We start from the raw sequence: 19685 nt of genomic DNA, 5'->3' as shown, positions 1-19685 counted from the left end.
AGGAGACACCATGGAGCTTTCCGTCATCGAATCGGTCACGGCGCGCCGCGACTACCAGCAACTCGTGCGCGCGCGGCGCCGCTTCAGCTTCACGCTGACGGCGCTGATGATCGCGACCTACTACGGCTTCATCCTGCTCGTCGCGCTCGCGCCGCACGTGCTCGCGACGCCGCTGTACCGCGGCGCGACGACGACGGTCGGGATCGCCGCGGGCGTCGCGATCATCCTGGTCGCGATCGGCCTGACCGCGTGCTACGTGCTGCGCGCGAATCGTGCGTTCGACCGCCGGGTCGACGCGATCCTGCAGCGTTCCTGACGGAGGCCGACATGCGACGCACATCGATCGCGCTCGGCGCGCTTGCCGTTCTCGTTTCCTCCGCCGCCCACGCGGTATCCGTCGCGGGCCCGATGCCCGACAAGGTCGAGCTGAACCCGGTCGCGATCGGGATGTTCTTCGCGTTCGTGTTCGCGACGCTCGCGCTCACGCGCTGGGCCGCGCGCCGCACGCGCTCGACACGCGACTTCTACACGGCCGGCGGCGGCATCACCGGGCTGCAGAACGGCCTCGCGATCGCGGGCGACTACATGTCGGCCGCGTCGTTCCTCGGGCTGTCCGGCATGGTGTTCATGTTCGGCTTCGACGGGCTCATCTACTCGATCGGCTTTCTGGTCGGCTGGCCGTTCGTGATGTTCCTGATCGCCGAGCCGCTGCGCAACCTCGGCAAGTTCACGTTCGTCGACGTCGTCGCGTACCGCTTCGCGCAGCGGCCGATCCGGCTGCTGACCTCCGCGAACGCGCTGACGATCGTCGTGCTGTACCTCGTCGTGCAGATGGTCGGCGCGGGCAAGCTGATCCAGCTGCTGTTCGGGCTGTCGTACGGCACGGCGGAGCTGATCGTCGGCGTGCTGATGGTCGTCTACGTGTTCTTCGGCGGGATGACCGCGACCACCTGGGTGCAGGTGATCAAGGCCGTGCTGCTGCTGTGCGGCGCGACGCTGCTCGTGTTGCTCGCGCTCGGCGAATTCGGCTTCAGCATCGACGAGATGTTCCGCCGCGCGGTGGCCGTGCATCCGGGCGCGCTCGGCATCATGGGGCCCGGCAAACTGATCCGCGATCCGGCCAACGCGCTGTCGCTCGGCATCGCGCTGATGTTCGGCACGGCCGGCTTCCCGCACATCCTGATGCGCTTCTTCACGGTGCCGAACGCGAAGGAGGCGCGCAAGTCGGTGCTCTACGCGACCGGCTTCATCGGCTACTTCTACCTGCTGACCTTCGTGATCGGCTTCTCGGCGATCGTGCTGCTCGCGCAGCATCCGGAGTTCTTCAAGCTCGGCGCCGACGGCACGTTCAACCTGACGCACGACCTGCTCGGCGGTTCGAACATGGTCGCGGTGAAGCTTGCGCAGGCGGTCGGCGGGAACTGGTTCTACGGCTTTATCGCGGCCGTCACGTTCGCGACGATCCTCGCGGTGGTCGCGGGCCTGACGCTCGCCGGCGCGACGACGATCTCGCACGACCTGTACGCGCAGATGTGGGCACGCGGCAAGCCCGACGAGCGCCTCGAGATGCGCATCTCGCGCGCGGCGACGATCGTGCTGTCGGCCGTCGCGATCGGGCTGTCGATCCTGTTCGAGCACGTGAACGTCGCGTTCATGGTCGGGCTCGTCGCGGCGGTGGCCGCGAGCGCGAATTTCCCGGTGCTCGCGATGTCGATCTTCTGGCGCGGGATGACGACGCGCGGCGCGGTGCTCGGCGGCGGCCTCGGCCTCGGGTCGGCGGTGGCGCTCACGGTACTGTCGAAGTCGGTGTGGGTCGACGTGCTGCACCACGCGCACGCGCCGGTGTTCCTCGACAACCCGGCGCTCGTGTCGGTGCCGCTCGCGTTCGTCGGGATCGTCGTCGGCTCGCTCGCGGATCGCGGCGAGCGCGCGCGGCGCGAGCGCGACGCGTTCGCGCAGCAGGAGTTCTATGCGCAGACGGGCCTGCTGGCCGGCGAGGCCGTGCAGCACTGATTCGTCTGACTAAAGCGCCCATCCGTCCGGATCGCCGGACGGATATTTTCCGGAAATCCGGAAAGCTGGATTTCCTTGCCTGCCGCATTATGAGAAATACAATGAAAACAACGGCTTGAGGGGCTCCGGAAACCTGGCATCGACCTTGCAATATAAAACGCACGGCCGCCCACTCGGCCTGACTATTAAACCAAGCGTTGCATGGGACCCAAGTAAGCGCTGAAGCGCTAACTCGGGTCGACAGGAGACAATCGATGACCACTGCCTTCCTCCCCCTCCGGATGTCTTGAGGCATCGCTTGTTGCGGCACGGCAGCCGCGCGGGCGAATGCTTTTCCCCTGACATTCGCCCGCGCGCGTGACGCCGTTTCCATCGGCTCATCTACTTCAGCAGGAACCATCGTGAAGAAGAAACCCTTCTACAAAGTCCTCTACGTGCAGGTGATCTTCGCCATCATCGTCGGCGTGATCCTCGGCCACTACTACCCGGCGCTCGCCACCGACATGAAGCCGCTCGGCGACGGGTTCATCAAGCTGATCAAGATGGTGATCGGTCCGATCATCTTCTGTACGGTCGTCACCGGCATCGCCGGCATGGAGGACATGAAGAAGGTGGGCCGCGTCGGCGGCAAGGCGCTGCTGTACTTCGAGATCGTGTCGACCTTCGCGCTGCTGCTCGGCCTCGCGGCCACGCACATCCTGCGTCCGGGCGTCGGCTTCAACATCGATCCGGCGACGCTGAACGGCAAGGAAGTCGCGTCTTACGCGGCGAAGGCGCACGGGCAGTCGACGGTCGACTTCCTGATGCACATCATCCCGAACACGATGGTCGACGCGTTCGCGCAGGGCGAAATCCTGCAGATCCTGCTGATCGCGCTGCTGTTCGGCAGCGTGCTCGCGCACCTCGGCGAGCGTGGCAAGGTCGTCACCGACTTCATCGACGGGCTCACGCGCGTGCTGTTCGGCATCGTGCACATCGTCACGAAGCTGGCGCCGATCGGCGCGTTCGGCGCGATGGCGTTCACGATCGGCAAGTACGGCGTCGGCTCGCTGGTGCCGCTGCTCAAGCTGATCGGCACGTTCTACCTGACGTCGGTCGTGTTCGTGCTCGTCGTGCTCGGCGCGATCGCACGCTTCACGGGCTTCTCGATCATCCGCTTCGTGTCCTACATCAAGGAAGAGCTGCTGATCGTGCTCGGTACGAGCTCGTCGGAAGCCGCGCTGCCGCAGCTGATGGAAAAGCTCGAGAAGGCCGGCTGCTCGCGTTCGGTCGTCGGCCTCGTCGTGCCGACCGGCTATTCGTTCAACCTCGACGGCACCAACATCTACATGACGATGGCCGTGCTGTTCATCGCGCAGGCGACCAACATCGAACTGACGTGGATGCAGCAGCTCACGCTGCTGGCAGTCGCGATGCTGACGTCGAAGGGCGCGAGCGGCGTGACGGGCGCGGGCTTCATCACGCTCGCCGCGACGCTGGCCGTCGTGCCGACGATCCCACTGTCGGGCATGGTGCTGATCCTCGGCATCGACCGCTTCATGAGCGAATGCCGCGCGCTGACCAACATCGTCGGCAACGGCGTCGCGACGGTCGTCGTGTCCGCGTGGGAGAAGGAGCTCGACCGCGACAAGCTGCGCCAGGCGCTGAAGGGCGGCGAGGTTGCGACGACCGAGACGGCCGGCGTCTGACATCATGAAGGAGCAGGCGGCGGCACCGCCCGCCGGCGGCGCGGCACGCGGCGGCCAAGGCGTTGATAGGGAGGCCTATGACACAATAGGCGATCCGCATCGCCAGGAAGCCTCGACCGTGACGCGCCGCCTGCTCATCCTCGTCGTGCTTGCCGCCGCGCTCGTCGCGGCGTGCGCGCTGACGTGGACGATTACCTGGCAGCGCGGCGTCGCGGAGCTGCAGCGCAACGCCGCGGTGCGCGTCGACCGCACCACCAACGCGCTCAAGAGCACGCTCGACCGCTACGAATCGCTGCCTTATCTGCTCGGCAGCCATCCGTATGTGCAGGACCTGCTCGCCGAGCCGAAGCGCGGCGACTACACCGCGCGCGTCAACCGCTATCTCGAAGATCTCAACGAACACGCGCACGCGACCGTCACCTACGTGATCGGCGCGGACGGCCTGTGCGTCGCCGCCAGCAACTGGCGCGCGCCCGACAGCTTCGTCGGGATCGAATACCGTTTCCGCCCGTATTTCCTCGACGCGATGAACGGCCGGGTCGGCCGCTTCTTCGGGATCGGCACGATCTCGCGCGATCCCGGCTACTACATCTCGCAGCCCGTGTGGCGCGACGGCAAGATCGCGGGCGTCGTCGTCGTGAAGCTCAATCTCGAATGGTTCCAGGGCGCCGATGCGTCCGAGCCGCTCGTCGTCGTGGACGATCACGGCGTCGTGTTCCTGTCGTCGGTGCCCGCGTGGAAGTACCACACGCTGCGCCCGTTGACGGGGCCCGTTGCCGCGTCGATCTACGAGACGCGCCAGTACGCGCAGCAGCCCGTCACGCCGCTGCCGCTGCGCGTCGAGCAGACGCTCGGCGCCGATGCGGAGATCGTGCGCCTCGGGCCCGGCCGGCGCGCGCCGCGCTACCTGGCCAGCAAGCGGCGGATCGGCGAGCCCGACTGGCAGCTCGTCACGCTCGCGCCGATCGCGCCCGTCGACACCGATGCGCGCAACGCGACGATCGTCACGGGCTTCGGCTTCGTGTCGGTCGCGCTGCTGGCGTTCTACTGGCGGATGCGCCGCGCGCGCGTGCGCGAAATGATTCGCGGTCGGGCGCTGCTGCAGCAGGCGTATGCGGAGTTGAACCGGCGCGTCGAGGAGCGCACGGCCGACCTGTCGGAAGCGAACGAGCAATTGCAGAAGGAAGTCGGCGACCGGATTCGAGCGGAGCAGGAGTTGCGCGCCGCGCACGACGAACTGATCCAGGCGAGCAAGCTCGCCGCGCTCGGCCAGATGGCGGCCGGCATCACGCATGAACTGAACCAGCCGCTCGCCGCGCTGCGCAGCTTCTCGGACAACACGCGCGTGCTGCTCGATCGTGGCGAGCAGGCGGCCGCGCGCGAGAACCTCGAGGCGATCGCCGCGCTCACCGAGCGGATGGGCAAGATCACGAACCAGTTGAAGCTGTTCGTCGGCCGCGCGAAGCCGCGCAACGAACGGGCGCTCGTCGTGCGTGCGCTGCGCAGCGTGCTGGCGCTGCTCGGCGATCGCCTGCGCGGCGTCGCGCTCACGCTGACGCTGCAGGACGCGACCGTGTCGCCCGCGCAGGACGCGCCGCTCGATCTGGCGCGGGACTATCCCGAGCTCGTCGCGCGTTGCGAGGACCTGCGCCTCGAACAGGTGCTGATCAACCTGCTCGGCAACGCGCTCGACGCGGTCGCGGGCGTCGCGGCGCCTGCGATCGAAGTGACGATCGCGGTGTCGGCCGCGACGCTCGCGGTCGAGGTGCGCGACAACGGCTCCGGCATCGCGCCCGACCTGCTGCCGCGCCTGTTCGAGCCGTTCTTCACGACCAAGGAAATGGGGCGCGGGCTTGGGCTCGGCCTCGCGATTTCGTCGTCGATCGCGAGCGACGCGGGCGGTGCGCTGACCGCGCGCAACGCGCCGTCGGGCGGCGCGCTGTTCGTCTTGACGCTGCGGCGCGCGCGCACGCATCATCCGGACTCCGTGTCCGAGCCGGCGGGCTCGCATTGAGCACGTGTCCGCAGCAGGCCCGGTCGGCGAACGACCGGCATCAACGCCGCCGCGCGCGCGATAGCGCTGCGCGGCCCGTCAGGAGCAAGTGAGTACGATGGCCAACCGGCTGCAAGTGATCTATATCGAAGACGATGCGCTCGTTCGCCGGGCGAGCGTGCAGAGCCTTCAACTGGCGGGCTTCGACGTCGCCGGCTTCGAGTCGGCCGAAGCGGCCGAGAAGGCGATCGTCGCGGACACCGCCGGCGCGATCGTCAGCGATATCCGGCTGCCCGGCGCAAGCGGGCTCGACGTGCTCGCGCAGTGCCGCGAGCGCGTGCCCGACGTGCCGGTGATCCTCGTCACCGGGCACGGCGACATCTCGATGGCCGTGCAGGCGATGCGCGACGGCGCGTACGACTTCATCGAGAAGCCGTTCGCGGCCGAGCGCCTGATCGAGACGGTGCGCCGCGCGCTCGAGCGGCGCGAGCTCGTGCTCGAGAACCATGCGTTGCGGCGCGAGCTGGCCGGGCAGAACGCCGTCGCGCCGCGCATCATCGGCCGCAGCCCCGCGATCGAGCAGGTGCGCAAGCTGATCGCGAATATCGCGCCCACCGACGCGTCGGTGCTGATCAACGGCGACACGGGCGCCGGCAAGGAACTGATCGCGCGCAGCCTGCACGAGCTGTCGCCGCGCCGCGACAAGCCGTTCATCGCGGTGAATTGCGGCGCGCTACCCGAGCCGATGTTCGAGTCGGAGATGTTCGGCTACGAGCCCGGCGCGTTCACCGGCGCCGCGAAGCGGCGCGTCGGCAAGCTCGAATACGCGTCCGGCGGCACGCTGTTCCTCGACGAAATCGAAAGCATGCCGCTCGCGCTGCAGGTGAAGCTGCTGCGCGTGCTGCAGGACGGCGTGCTGGAGCGGCTCGGCTCGAACCAGCCGATCCGCGTGAACTGCCGGGTCGTCGCGGCCGCGAAGGGCGACATGAGCGAACTCGTCGCGGCCGGCACGTTCCGGCGCGACCTGCTGTACCGGCTCAACGTCGTGACGATCGCGCTGCCGCCGCTCGCCGAGCGCCGCGAGGACATCGTGCCGCTGTTCGAGCACTTCATGCTCGATGCGGCCGTGCGCTACGGGCGGCCCGCGCCCGTGCTGACCGACCGGCAGCGCGCGAGCCTGATGCAGCGCGACTGGCCCGGCAACGTGCGCGAGCTGCACAACGCGGCCGACCGCTTCGTGCTCGGCGTGGCCGACATGCCGCAGGAAACGGGCGCGGGCGGCGACGCCGCCGACAACGAGCAGACGCTGAAGGAGCGCATCGAGCAGTTCGAGCGCGCGGTGATCGCCGAGGCGTTGAACCAGACGGGCGGCGCGGTCGCCGCGACGGCCGACCGGCTGCATGTCGGCAAGGCGACGCTGTACGAGAAGATGAAGCGCTACGGGCTGTCGGCGAAAGGCGAAACCGAGCGCTGAAAAGCAAACGGACCGCGGAGCCGGGATAACCGGTCGTGCGGTCCGTCTTGGGAGAAGGGGCGCTGTGCTCGGCCCTTCGATCCGGATTCTGCTGCGCTCAGGCTGCGTTGCTGTCGAGCGCCTTCTTGAGCAGCGCGTCGAGTTCCGCGAACTGCGGTGCGCCGACGTAGCGCTTCAGGATCTTGCCGTTCCTGTCGACGACGAAGGTCGTCGGCGTAAGTTGCACGTTGCCGAACTGCTTCGCGACGCTGCCGTCGTCGAGCGCGACCTTGAACGGCAACTGGCGCGTCTGCGCGTAGTTCGCGACGTACATCGGCGGATCGTAGTTCATCGCGACCGCGACGAATTCCAGCCCCTGACCCTTGAAGCGGTTATAGGTATCGACCATCTGCGGCATTTCCTGCATGCAGGTCGCGCAGCTCGTCGCCCAGAAGTTCACGAGATAGACCTTGCCCTTCAGGTCGCCGGCGGTCGAGACTTTCTGGCCCGACAGCAGCGTGAACGTCGCGTCCGGCACGCTGGACTTGCCGTTGAACGCGAAGAAGCCGGCTACGGCGATGGCCGCGACGACGGCGGCCGCGACGATGTAGCGGACAGGGCCGGCGCTGCGGCGGACGGGAGGCGTGGTGTTCATCTGCGGTGCTCTCGGAGTCGGTCGATGACGCGGGTCGATGCAAAGGACGTCGAAATTCGTCGCTCATTTTAGCGCGAATGCGGTGTGCGCACCGACGGCGGACCCGCATCCCGGTTTTCACGTTCGGCGGATAATGGCCGTTTTGCCTGCCCGGTCCACGCCATGCCGAAGGAAGTCATCGATTCGTTGCGCCCCCTTTTTCGTCCGCTGCGACAGTTCGCCGCGCTCGCCTGCGCGAGCGTCGCGCTGGCCGCGTGCTCGCCGTCGTACGACTGGCGCACGCTGCACAACGACGCCGGCTACACGATCGACCTGCCCGCGAAGCCGACCGTCGAGGAGCAGCCGGTTGCGATCGGCGGCACGTCGATGCCGATGCGGATGCAGGCCGCGCACGTCGACGGCGCGGTGTTCGCGGTCGGCACGCTGACGCTGCCCGACGACCGCGACGACACGCGCCGCGCGGCGCTCGAGTTCCTGCGCGCCGGGCTGTCGCGCAATCTCGAAGGCGCGCCGCAGACGGCTTCGGTGCCCGTGCCGCTCGCGGCCGGCGGCGCGGTGAACGGGCTCGAGCTGCGCATCGCGGGGGCGGCCGCCGGCGGCGATCGCGCGCACAAGACGATCGTCGCGCGGCTCGCGGCGCGCGGCCGGCACGCGTACCAGGCCGTCGTGATCGCCGACGGGCCACTCGCACCGGAGCAGTTCGACCAGTTTTTCGGCTCGTTCAAACTCGACTGATGGCGGCCGGCGAGGGCGCTCAGACACTGTGTGACAACTGAAAGTTCATTCGCAGCTTTCGACGCTAATCGCCGGATTTTGCGAGGGTTTTTCGACTATCCACAGCGCATGTGGATAACTTTGTTGAAAAGTCGGCCGGATGTCCCGCTGAGCCGCGCCGGACGGCCCTCCGGCGCGTTTTTCCGCTTGCTCTCATATTGAGAAAAATCAATAAAAACAAAGGGATACGGATTCTCTGTCGAACAGGTTCCGGCGAGCTGCAATCCGGGGCCGGATTCGCGAAATTGTGCATAAGTCAAGTCTTGACAGCATCTTTTTGTCCTCGGACGGCGTTCAGAGCGTCGTGAGCACGCGCCGATAACGGATCGCCTCGGCGATCTGCGCGGCCGTCGGCAGCGGGTCGCCGGCCAGGTCGGCGATCGTCCGTGCGACCTTCAGCACGCGGAAATACGCACGCGCCGACCAGCCGAAGCGCTCGCCGGCCTCGCGCAGCAGGCGCTCGCCTTCGTCGGTCGGCCGGCACAGGTCGTCGGTCTCGCGGCCGCTCAGCATGTGATTCGTCTTGCCCTGCCGGTCGAGCTGCAGCGCGCGCGCCTGCGCGACCCGCGCGGCGACCGCGGCGCTCGGCTCGCCGGGCGCCGACGCGCGCGACGCGAGTTCGGCCGGTGACAGCGCGGGCAGGTCGATCTGGATGTCGATGCGGTCGACAAGCGGCCCCGACAGCTTGCGCAGGTAGCGTGCGGCGACGTCCGGCGTGCAGCGGCAGCGCCCGGACGGATCGCCGTGCCAGCCGCACGGGCATGGGTTCATCGCGGCGATCAGCTGGCACGCGGCCGGAAAGTCGGCTTGCTGTGCCGCGCGCGAGATCGTGATGCGGCCGGCTTCCAGCGGCTCGCGCAGCATTTCGAGCACGTGCCGGTCGAACTCCGGCAGTTCGTCGAGGAACAGTACGCCGAGGTGTGCGAGCGTGATTTCGCCCGGTTGCGGCGGGTTGCGGCCGCCGACCAGCGCGGCGGCGCTCGACGAGTGATGCGGCGCGCGGAACGGCCGCCGGCGCCACTGCGCGGGAGAGAAGCCGAGGCGGCTCGCGGAAAGGAGCGCGGCCGACGTCAGCGCCTCGTCGTCGGTCAGCGGCGGCAGGAGGCCAGGCAGCCGCGCGGCCAGCATCGACTTGCCGGCACCCGGCGGCCCGACCATCAGCATGTGGTGACCGCCCGCGGCGGCGACTTCCAGCGCGCGCCGGGCGCCGCGCTGGCCGACCACGTCCGCGAGGTCGGGCGCGGCCGGCGCCGGCAGGCCGTCGAGGCAGGGCGCCGCGACCGGCATCAGCCGCCCGTCGGGCGCATCGGCGAGGTGCGCGCACAGCGCGGGCAGGTCGGGCGCGCCGAACACGGTGACGCCCGGCACGAGCGCCGCCTCGGCCGCGCTGCCGAGCGGCAGGTATAGCTCGGGCCGACGCACCGGTGCCGCGGCGCCGGACAGGGCGGCCGAATCCGGGCCTGGGCCGGCAACGAGGCCCGATCCGGTTTCACCCGCGCGCCAGTCCCGCGCCGCGCCGCACGCCATCGCGAACGCGCCGCGCATCGGCCGCAGCGCGCCGGTCAGCGACAGCTCGCCCGCGAATTCGCGGCCGGCCAGCGCGTCGGCCGGGATCTGGCCGTTCGCGGCGAGGATGCCGAGCGCGATCGGCAGGTCGAACCGGCCCGACTCTTTCGGCAGATCGGCCGGCGCGAGGTTGACGGTGATGCGGCGCACGGGGAATTCGAATCCGCAGTTCTGCAGCGCGGCGCGGACGCGCTCGCGGCTTTCGCGGACTTCGAGATCGGGCAGGCCGACGATCGCGAACGACGGCAACCCGTTGGCCAGATGGACTTCGACGGTGACGTCCGGCGCGCGGCCGGATGCGGGCGCGCGACTGCGCACCACGGCGAGCGACATGGCGAGGCTCCTGTAAACAGACGGGCGACGGCCGTTCGGGGCCGCATGCCGCGGGAATCGGAGGAATCGGTGCGCGCTTGCCGGCGTGGCGCGGGGAAAGAACGAGGTGCTGCGGAACGACGAACTGCGAAGAGCGGGGGACTGCGAAGAGCGATGGACAGCGAAGAGCGGGGAGTATGGCGAAGAACGACGGACTACGAAGAACGGCGATACGGCTTCGGGGCGGCGGGCGCGGGCCGCGCGAGGCGGCCCGCGCCCGGACCTTGCGGTCGGGTGGCGGGCGTCAGGCCTGCGGCGCCGCGAGCTTCTGCTCGAGCTCCGCGACGCGCTTTTCGAGTTCCTCGAGGCGCACGCGGGTGCGGGCGAGCACCTGCGCCTGCGTGTCGAATTCCTCGCGCGTGACGAGGTCGAGCTTCGAGAAGCCTTGCGACAGCATGGCCTTCACGTTGCGCTCGACGTCCTTGGCCGGCGAGTTTTTCAGCAGATCGCTGACACGCGACTGCAGATCGTTGAAAACATCGCTGGGTTGTTTCATGTGATTCCCCTTCCTTGCACAAAAAGTGTGCATCTTCAGTTGCGTACGTGCCCATGATGCACGCATGACCGGAAATGGTGCGCCCGGAGCGCGAATTCCGGGCATGGCGCCCGCATGGGTGAATGTCCCGTCGATCCGGGACGTGCGAGCACTCTAGCAACGATCCTTTCGCCGCGCCAGCAAACCGGGCCACGTTGGCCATTCGGCCGGGCTTCTGCACCTTACATCACGCGATGCGACCCCGTTACGGAGCCGTTCGAGACGGTGCTCGGACGAACATGGCATGCGAGTTGCTGAGAAGAGTCCGTTACAACATTCCAACCAATTCGACGGGACAACCCAGCGAGAGGACTTCATGAAACTCATTACCGCAATCATCAAGCCGTTCAAGCTCGATGAGACGCGCGAAGCGCTGTCGGCGCTTGGCGTCTCGGGCATCACGGTGACGGAGGTAAAAGGGTTCGGGCGCCAGAAGGGGCACACCGAGCTGTATCGCGGCGCCGAATACGTGGTCGATTTCCTGCCGAAGATGAAGATCGAGGCGGCCGTGTCCGACGATCTCGTCGACCAGGCGGTCGAGGCGATCGAACGGGCCGCGCGCACCGGCAAGATCGGCGACGGCAAGATCTTCGTCACGCCGATCGAACAAGTGATCCGGATTCGCACCGGGGAGACCGGCGCTGACGCGCTGTAACAGAACAGACAAGACAAGCGACAAGAGGAAATCCAAGATGCGCAAACTTCTGATGTCCCTGCTGATGGCCGGCTCGCTGATCGCGGCCGGTGTCGGCCCCGCGCTCGCCGACGACGCGGCGTCCGCCGCGGCTGCGTCCGCGCCCGCCGCTTCGGCCCCCGACGCATCGGCTGCCGCGGCACCTGCCGCGACCGCGAGCGCCGCACCTGACGCATCCGCCGCTGCCGCCGCACCGGCTTCGGGCGCCGCCGACGCATCGGCCGCCGCTGCCGCATCCGCGCCGGCCGCCCCTGCCGCACCGACCGCGCCGTTCTCGGTCGATTCGTCGAAGATCAATTCGGGCGACACCGCGTGGATGCTGACCTCCACCGCGCTCGTGCTGTTCATGACGATCCCCGGCCTCGCGCTGTTCTATGCGGGCATGGTCCGCAAGAAGAACGTGCTCGCGACCGTGATGCAGAGCTTCGCGATCACCGCGCTGATCACGGTGCTGTGGACGGTGGTCGGCTACAGCCTCGCGTTCACGCCGGGCAACGGCTTCATCGGCGGCCTGTCGCGCGCGTTCCTGCACGGGATGAACTACATCCACGGCGACAAGGCGACGACGCTGACCGTCAGCCACCTGGCGCCGACGATTCCGGAATCGGTCTACTTCGTCTACCAGATGACCTTCGCGATCATCACGCCGGCACTGATCTGCGGCGCGTTCGCCGACCGGATGAAGTTCTCGGCGATGCTCGTGTTCATGACGCTCTGGTCGCTGATCGTCTATGTGCCGATCGCGCACATGGTGTGGGAGCCGACCGGCTGGCTGTCGTCGGACGGCGTGCTCGACTTCGCGGGCGGCACCGTGGTGCACATCAACGCCGGTATCGCGGGCCTGATGTCGTGCCTGGTGCTCGGCAAGCGCGTCGGCTACGGCCGTGAATCGATGGCGCCGCACAACCTCGTGCTGACGATGATCGGCGGCTCGATGCTGTGGTTCGGCTGGTTCGGCTTCAACGCGGGTTCGGCGGTTGCGGCCGACGGCCGTGCCGGTTTCGCGATGCTGACCACGCAAGTGGCGACGGCCTGCGCGGCGCTCGGCTGGATGTTTGCCGAGTGGGTCGCGAAGGGCAAGCCGTCGGTGCTCGGCATCGTGTCGGGCGCGGTCGCGGGTCTGGTGGCGATCACGCCGGCAGCCGGCTTCGTCGGCGTGGCGGGTGCGCTCGTGATCGGCATCGCGGCAGGCGTCGTGTGCTTCTGGTCGGCGACGTGGCTCAAGTCGAAGCTCGGCTACGACGATTCGCTCGATGCGTTCGGCGTGCACGGCGTGGGCGGGATTCTCGGCGCGCTGCTGACGGGCGTGTTCGCGGTCAAGGACATCGGCGGCGCCGACGGCAGCCTGCTGCTGCAGGCCAAGGGCGTGCTGATCACGCTGGTCTACAGCGGCGTGCTGAGCTTCGTGCTGCTGAAGGTGATCGACATGACGATGGGCCTGCGCGTGTCCGAAGAGGAAGAGCGCGAAGGCCTCGACGTGATCCTGCACGGCGAGCATGTCGAATAAGTCATAAGGATGCACGGCGGGCCGCCGCGGAGACGGCGCCCGCCACGAATGAGCGCAGCGACTTCGGCCCGCCCACCCGGCGGGCTTTTTTTCTCCTGCCGCCTGCTGCCGTAGCGCATAACCCTTCGCGCTATCGGGTCAATAGCCGAAAACTTCCTCCAAACCCTTGCGAAGCCGGGAACAATCCCCAAATGGGCAGGGCAATTGCTCTACAATCTTCATTCTCCCGCTCGCGAGTGATTCATGGTTCCCCACCTCGTTACCGCGTTGAACGGTCCGCTGCTCGAACTCGAGCAGAAGATCCTCGACGCGACGCCTGCGATCGAACGCTGGTTCAGGCTCGAATGGCAGGAACATACCCCGCCGTTCTATTGTTCGGTGGACCTGCGCAACGCCGGCTTCAAGCTGGCGCCCGTCGACGCGAACCTGTTCCCCGGCGCGTTCAACAATCTGCCGTCCGAAGTGCTGCCGCTCGCCGTGCAGGCCGCGATGGCCGCGATCGAGAAGATCTGCCCGGACGCGAAGAACCTGCTCGTGATTCCCGAGCTGCCGACCCGCAACGCGTTCTACCTGGAAAATGTCGCGCGCCTCGCGACGATCATGCGCCAGGCCGGCCTGAACGTGCGCTTCGGCTCGCTCGACCCGAGCATCACCGACATGACGCCGATCACGCTGGCCGACGGCCAGAAGATCGTGCTCGAACCGCTCGAGCGTTCGCAGCGCCGCCTCGGCCTGAAGAATTTCGATCCGTGCTCGATCCTGCTGAACAACGACCTGTCGGCCGGCATCCCGGCCGTGCTGGAAAACCTGCACGAGCAGTACCTGCTGCCGCCGCTGCACGCGGGCTGGGCCGTGCGCCGCAAGTCGACGCACTTCGCGTGCTACGACGACGTCGCGAAGAAGTTCGCGAAGATGGTCGGCGTCGATCCGTGGATGGTGAATCCGTATTTCGCGCACGTCGAAGGCGTCGACTGGCAGGGCCATGAAGGCGAGCAGGCGCTCGCCGACGCGATCGACGGCGTGCTGAAGAAGATCGCGCGCAAGTATCGCGAATACGGGATCAGCGAGAAGCCGTACGTCGTCGTGAAGGCCGATGCGGGCACGGCGGGGCGCGGCGTGATGACCGTGCACGACGCGGCCGAGATCGGCCGCATGTCGAAGGCCGAGCGCGCGCAGATGGCCGAGTCGAAGGCCGGCCTCGCGGTGCGCGACGTGATCGTGCAGGAAGGTGTCTATACGTTCGAGCGCGTCGGCGACGAAGTGGCCGAGCCCGTCGTGTACATGATCGACCGCTACGTGGTCGGCGGTTTCTACCGCACGCACGGCGGCCGCGAGCGCGACCAGAACCTGAACGCGCCCGGCATGCACTACGTGCCGCTCGGCTTCGAGCACACCGCGCTGCCGGATGCCGGCGCGAAGCCGGGTGCCGCGCCGCCGAACCGTTTCTACATGTACGGCGTCGTCGCGCGGCTGTCGCTGATCGCGTCGTCGATCGAACTGGAAAAGACCGATCCCGAAGCCATCCAGGTGTAACCGGGCTTCGCTACGTACAGGATTCGCATGGATATTCTCTTTATCGCCGACCCGCTCGAGCATTTCAAGATCTACAAGGATTCGACCTACGCGATGATGGCGGAGGCCGCGCGGCGCGGGCATGCGGTGTACGCGTGCGAGCCGCGCCACCTCGCGTGGACGGGCTCCGCCGTCGAGGCCGACGTGCGGCGCATCACGTTCGTCGGCGAACTCGACGACCTGCAACGCGAGACCTGGTTCGAAGCGGGGCCTGTCGACGCGCGCCGCCTCGAATCGTTCGGCGCGGTGCTGATGCGCAAGGATCCGCCGTTCGACATGGAATACGTGACGTCGACCTGGCTGCTCGAACTGGCCGAGCGCGCGGGCGCACGCGTGTTCAACAACGCGCAGTCGATCCGCGACCATTCGGAGAAGCTGGCGATCGGCGAGTTTCCGCAGTTCGTCGCGCCCACGCTGGTCACGCGCGACGCCAAACGGCTGCGCGCATTCCACGCCGAGCACGGCGACGTGATCCTGAAGCCGCTCGACGGGATGGGCGGGATGGGCGTGTTCCGCGTGAAGCCGGACGGCATGAACCTCGGCTCGATCGTCGAGATGCTGAGCCACGACGGCACGCGCTCGGTGATGGCGCAGAAGTTCATTCCGGAGATCAAGGCCGGCGACAAGCGCATCCTGCTGATCGGCGGCGAGCCGGTGCCGTATTCGCTCGCGCGGATTCCGCAGGGCAGCGAGGTGCGCGGCAATCTCGCCGCGGGCGGGCTCGGCGTCGCGCAGCCGCTGACTGCCCGCGATCGCGAGATCGCCGAAACGCTCGGGCCGGTGCTCGCGTCGCGCGGGCTGCTGCTGGTCGGCCTCGATGCGATCGGCGACTGGCTGACCGAGGTGAACGTCACGAGTCCGACGTGCTTCCGCGAGATCATGGAGCAGACGGGCTTCGACGTCGCCGCGATGTTCATCGACGCGCTGGAGCGTGCGGCCGCGTAGGCCGTCTTTCCGCGCAACCCCGGCGGCGGCCGCGCAGGCCCCCCGTCGCCGGAGCAGCTTGACCGGCCTGCTACAATGCCCGCTTGCCCGGTGCCGTGATCGGCGCACCGAAGGCCCGGCGGTCGGGCCGACACTGTTGCAAGGCTGAACATGAAACGTTCCCCACACTCGCTACGCTCATTGCCCCGCTGCGGGGTATCGGCCCGCCAGGGGCGGCCGGGAGCGATCTGACATGGCCGGGATTCTGATCATCGCGCACGCCCCGCTCGCCACCGCGCTGCGGGATTGCATCGCGCACATCTACGGCGGCGTGCCCGCGCGCATCGGCTGTATCGACGTGACGGCGGACAGCGATCCGACCCAGGTGATGGCGTTCGCGCACGCGGAACTCGCTCGGCTCAAGGAAGAGAACGGCGTGGTCGTGCTGACCGACATGTACGGCGCGACGCCCGCGAACATCGCGGGCCAGCTCGCGAAGATCGACAACGTGCGCGTGCTGGCGGGCGCGAACCTGCCGATGCTCGTGCGGGCCGTCTGCTATCGCACCGTGCCGCTCGACAAGCTCGTCGACAAGGCGCTGTCCGGCGGCGCGAAGGGCGTCCACGAAGTGGCGGCCGGCACGCCGCCGCCGCCGACGGAAGCCGGCTGCGGCCAGTGCGCGCCGATTCCGCCCGAACCGCAACCGCGCACCGAATCGCACTGATCACCGCGTTTTTCGTTTTAGACAGCACCGCCGGCGCGCGCCGCCGGCGGTCCCGACCGACCCGACCGAGAATCATGCTTCAACAAGAAACCACCATCGTCAATAAATTGGGGCTCCATGCGCGCGCATCGGCCAAGCTTACGCAACTGGCCGGCAACTTCCAGTCGGAAGTCTGGATGACACGCAACGGGCGCAAGATCAACGCGAAGAGCATCATGGGCGTGATGATGCTGGCGGCGGGCATCGGCAGCACCGTGACGATCGAGACCGAAGGGGCCGACGAGCGGGAAGCGATGGACGCGCTGCTGAAGCTGATCGCCGACAAATTCGGCGAAGGTCAGTGATCGTCACGCGGAATCGTTGCCGTTTCCAGTCGGAATGCCGCGAATTTCGCGGCATTTTTTTCGTCGGAAGCATTGATGCGGAATCCGCAATGCTGCGGTGCATGCAGTCAGCGGGGAGTCGCGGAATTTATAATCGCTAACCGGGGTCATAAGCGCATCGCAGCAGTGTGCCGCGGCTTTACTTGTACAGAGGAGGTGCGCGTGTCCTTCACGCTGCAAGGCATTCCCGTCTCACGAGGTATCGCGATCGGGCGAGCGTATCTGATCGCGCCGGCGGCGCTCGACGTCGCCCATTACCTGATCGAGGCGAACCAGATCGACGCCGAGGTCGAGCGTTTCCGCACGGCGCTCGAAGTCGTGCATCGCGAACTCGAAGCGTTGCGCGCCGACCTGACCGACGACACCCCGAGCGAAGTGGGCGCATTCATCGACGTCCACATGATGATCCTGAGCGACGCGATGCTCGTGCAGGAAACCATCGACCTGATCCGCACGCGCCGCTACAACGTCGAGTGGGCGCTGACCGAGCAGCTCGAATTGCTCACGCGCCATTTCGACGACATCGAGGACGAATACCTGCGCGAGCGCAAGGCCGACATCGAACAGGTGGTCGAGCGCGTGCTGAAGGCACTCGCGGGTGCGCCGTCCGCGTCGCAGGCACTCGACCGCGCTGCCGCGAACGGCACGAACGAGATGATCGTCGTCGCGCACGACATTGCGCCGGCCGACATGATGCAGTTCAAGACGCAGTCGTTCCAGGCGTTCGTCACCGACCTCGGCGGGCGCACGTCGCACACGGCGATCGTCGCGCGCAGCCTCGGCATTCCGGCCGCGGTCGGCGTGCAGCATGCGAGCGCGCTGATCCGCCAGGACGACCTGATCATCGTCGACGGCGACCAGGGCATCGTGATCGTCGATCCCGCGCCGATCGTCCTCGAGGAATACTCGTACCGCCAGTCCGAGAAGCTGCTCGAGCAACGCAAGCTGCAGCGTCTGAAATTCTCGCCGACGCAGACGTTGTGCGGCACCAAGATCGAGCTGTACGCGAACATCGAGCTGCCCGACGACGCGAAGGCGGCCGTCGAGGCCGGCGCGGTCGGCGTCGGGCTGTTCCGCTCCGAGTTCCTGTTCATGCATCAGAAGGAGATGCCGGAAGAGGAGGAGCAGTTCGCCGCGTACAAGCGGGCCGTCGAGTGGATGAAGGGCATGCCGGTGACGATCCGCACGATCGACGTCGGCGCGGACAAGCCGCTCGAGGCGCTCGACGAGGGCTACGAGACGGCGCCGAACCCGGCGCTCGGCCTGCGCGCGATCCGCTGGAGCCTGTCCGAGCCGCAGATGTTCCTCACGCAGTTGCGCGCGATCCTGCGCGCGTCCGCGTTCGGCCAGGTGAAGATCCTGATCCCGATGCTCGCGCACGCGCAGGAGATCGACCAGACGCTCGACCTGATCCGCGAGGCGAAGCGCCAGCTCGACGACGCGGGGCTCGCGTACGATCCGAACGTGCGTATCGGCGCGATGATCGAGATTCCGGCCGCGGCGATCGCGCTGCCGCTGTTCCTGAAGCGGTTCGATTTCCTGTCGATCGGCACGAACGACCTGATCCAGTACACGCTCGCGATCGACCGCGCGGACAACGCGGTCGCGCACCTGTACGACCCGCTGCATCCGGCCGTGCTGCACCTGATCTCCTATACGCTGCGCGAAGCGAAGCGCGCGGGGGTATCGGTGTCGGTATGCGGGGAGATGGCGGGCGATCCGGCGCTTACGCGCCTGTTGCTCGGGATGGGGCTCACCGAGTTCTCGATGCACCCGAGCCAGTTGCTCGTCGTGAAGCAGGAGATCCTGCGCGCGCATCTGAAGGCGCTCGAGAAGCCGACGGCCGACGTGCTTGCCGCGTTCGAGCCGGAGGAAGTGCAGGCGGCGCTGCAGCGTCTGTCGGTCGCCGAGCCGCGTGCGGACGCGGCCGCTTAGGTCGCTCGGGCTGCTCGGGCGGCCGACAGACGCTAATTGCGATGAAATGTCATGCATGCGCGGCACGCGCATGCCGCTCGCGCGTCAGTGCCGGCCCCCGCATACGGGGCAGTCGGCCTGGCGCGCGATTTTCATCGTCGTCCATTCCATCCGCAGCGAATCGAGCATCATCAGCCGCCCGTTGAGCGTCGTGCCGATTTTGCCGATCACGCGCAGCGCTTCGGCAGCCTGCGTCGCGCCGATGATCCCGACCGTCGGCGCGAACACGCCCATCGTCGCGCACGCGACCTCCTCGAACGGCTGGTCTTCCGGAAACACGCACGCATAGCAGGGCGCGGTCGCGTCGCGGAAATCGAACGTGCTGATCTGGCCGTCGAAGCGCAGCGCGGCGCCCGACACGAGCGGCACGCTGTGCGCGACGCACGCGCGGTTGATCGCGTGCCGTGTCGCGAAGTTGTCGGTGCAGTCGAGCACGACGGTCGCGCGTGGCACGTGGGCGTCGAGCCACGCGTCGTCGACGCGCTCCGCGACCGCGTTCACCTTCACCTCGGGGTTCAGTTGCGCGAGCGCGTCGCGGCCCGATTCGACCTTGCTGCGGCCGACCGATGCCGTCACGTGCAGGATCTGCCGCTGCAGGTTCGTGAGGTCGACCGTATCGGCGTCGACGAGCGTGATCGTGCCGACTCCCGATGCCGCGAGGTACATCGCGGCGGGCGAACCGAGGCCGCCCGCGCCGACGACGATCGCGTGCGCATCGAGAAAGCGCTGCTGCGCCTCGATGCCGATTTCGTCGACCAGGATGTGGCGGGAGTAGCGGAGGAGTTGATCGTCGTTCATGGGGAGATCGGGCGAAGCATGCCGCCGGCGGCGGCGCGGACGTATCTGCGTATTCTAGTG

The 19685-nt window shown here is 67.7% G+C and carries 17 protein-coding genes; 13 read left to right on the top strand and 4 right to left on the bottom strand.

Translation table 11 applies throughout. From position 1 onward, the window contains the following. The first annotated feature begins 10 nt into the window (after positions 1-10). From LXM88_RS20515 to LXM88_RS20495, 5 genes are all read left to right on the top strand, one after another. Positions 11-316 carry a DUF485 domain-containing protein gene (locus LXM88_RS20515; protein WP_262536986.1) on the top strand — a complete coding sequence of 102 codons (306 nt, stop codon included), beginning with the start codon at positions 11-13 and terminating at the stop codon, positions 314-316. Between the two features lie 11 nt (positions 317-327). After that, positions 328-2013 (top strand): cation acetate symporter, encoded by a 1686-nt coding sequence (locus LXM88_RS20510; protein WP_262536983.1) that lies wholly within the window; start codon positions 328-330, stop codon positions 2011-2013. 401 nt (positions 2014-2414) lie between these two features. Then, entirely contained in the window at positions 2415-3701 is a 1287-nt protein-coding gene (locus LXM88_RS20505) for a dicarboxylate/amino acid:cation symporter (protein ID WP_047899112.1), read from the top strand. Positions 3702-3705: 4 nt separating this feature from the next. Then, positions 3706-5715 (top strand): sensor histidine kinase, encoded by a 2010-nt coding sequence (locus tag LXM88_RS20500; protein WP_262536980.1) that lies wholly within the window; start codon positions 3706-3708, stop codon positions 5713-5715. 97 nt (positions 5716-5812) lie between these two features. Then, on the top strand, positions 5813-7168 hold the full coding sequence (locus tag LXM88_RS20495) for a sigma-54-dependent transcriptional regulator (protein ID WP_262542888.1): 1356 nt from the start codon (positions 5813-5815) through the stop codon (positions 7166-7168). A gap of 97 nt (positions 7169-7265) precedes the next feature. Here LXM88_RS20495 and LXM88_RS20490 read toward each other — a convergent pair whose 3' ends face one another. Continuing rightward, entirely contained in the window at positions 7266-7802 is a 537-nt protein-coding gene (locus tag LXM88_RS20490; protein WP_262536977.1) for a TlpA disulfide reductase family protein, read from the bottom strand. Between the two features lie 162 nt (positions 7803-7964). On the opposite strand from LXM88_RS20490, the gene LXM88_RS20485 reads away from it, so the two are divergent. Further along, positions 7965-8537, top strand: coding sequence for a hypothetical protein (locus tag LXM88_RS20485; RefSeq protein WP_262536975.1), 573 nt, complete (start codon positions 7965-7967; stop codon positions 8535-8537). 333 nt (positions 8538-8870) lie between these two features. On the opposite strand, the gene LXM88_RS20480 is transcribed toward LXM88_RS20485, so the two are convergent. Further along, positions 8871-10475: a YifB family Mg chelatase-like AAA ATPase gene (locus tag LXM88_RS20480; protein ID WP_262536972.1), complete on the bottom strand. Its 1605-nt coding sequence runs from the start codon at positions 10473-10475 to the stop codon at positions 8871-8873. Between the two features lie 283 nt (positions 10476-10758). Then, positions 10759-11010, bottom strand: a complete 252-nt coding sequence (locus LXM88_RS20475; RefSeq protein ID WP_006489451.1) for an accessory factor UbiK family protein — start codon at positions 11008-11010, stop codon at positions 10759-10761. A gap of 355 nt (positions 11011-11365) precedes the next feature. Between LXM88_RS20475 and LXM88_RS20470 the strand changes: the two genes are divergently transcribed. The 7 genes from LXM88_RS20470 (at position 11366) to ptsP (ending at position 18788) form a co-directional block, all read left to right on the top strand. Next, the gene (locus LXM88_RS20470; RefSeq protein WP_006398175.1) at positions 11366-11704 is read left to right on the top strand and encodes a P-II family nitrogen regulator; all 339 of its coding nucleotides are present in this window, start codon (positions 11366-11368) and stop codon (positions 11702-11704) included. Positions 11705-11741: 37 nt separating this feature from the next. After that, positions 11742-13250, top strand: a complete 1509-nt coding sequence (locus tag LXM88_RS20465; RefSeq protein ID WP_262536655.1) for an ammonium transporter — start codon at positions 11742-11744, stop codon at positions 13248-13250. Between the two features lie 243 nt (positions 13251-13493). Then, complete coding sequence (gshA, locus tag LXM88_RS20460) at positions 13494-14783, top strand: glutamate--cysteine ligase (protein ID WP_262536653.1); 1290 nt, start codon at positions 13494-13496, stop codon at positions 14781-14783. 27 nt (positions 14784-14810) lie between these two features. After that, positions 14811-15767 (top strand): glutathione synthase, encoded by a 957-nt coding sequence (gene gshB, locus LXM88_RS20455; RefSeq protein WP_262536651.1) that lies wholly within the window; start codon positions 14811-14813, stop codon positions 15765-15767. Positions 15768-15999: 232 nt separating this feature from the next. Then, on the top strand, positions 16000-16470 hold the full coding sequence (locus LXM88_RS20450; RefSeq protein ID WP_047899103.1) for a PTS sugar transporter subunit IIA: 471 nt from the start codon (positions 16000-16002) through the stop codon (positions 16468-16470). 74 nt (positions 16471-16544) lie between these two features. After that, positions 16545-16814 carry an HPr family phosphocarrier protein gene (locus tag LXM88_RS20445; protein ID WP_072437289.1) on the top strand — a complete coding sequence of 90 codons (270 nt, stop codon included), beginning with the start codon at positions 16545-16547 and terminating at the stop codon, positions 16812-16814. Between the two features lie 201 nt (positions 16815-17015). Then, on the top strand, positions 17016-18788 hold the full coding sequence (ptsP, locus tag LXM88_RS20440) for a phosphoenolpyruvate--protein phosphotransferase (protein WP_262536645.1): 1773 nt from the start codon (positions 17016-17018) through the stop codon (positions 18786-18788). An 84-nt stretch (positions 18789-18872) separates the two neighbouring features. Here the strand turns inward: ptsP and LXM88_RS20435 are convergent, their stop codons facing one another. Then, positions 18873-19625, bottom strand: coding sequence for a HesA/MoeB/ThiF family protein (locus LXM88_RS20435; RefSeq protein ID WP_262536644.1), 753 nt, complete (start codon positions 19623-19625; stop codon positions 18873-18875). Positions 19626-19685: the final 60 nt, after the last annotated feature.

The organism is Burkholderia sp. S-53 (assembly GCF_025560745.1).
In the GTDB taxonomy this organism is placed as follows: domain Bacteria; phylum Pseudomonadota; class Gammaproteobacteria; order Burkholderiales; family Burkholderiaceae; genus Burkholderia; species Burkholderia pyrrocinia.
This window is presented reverse-complemented; position numbering and strand designations above follow the sequence as displayed.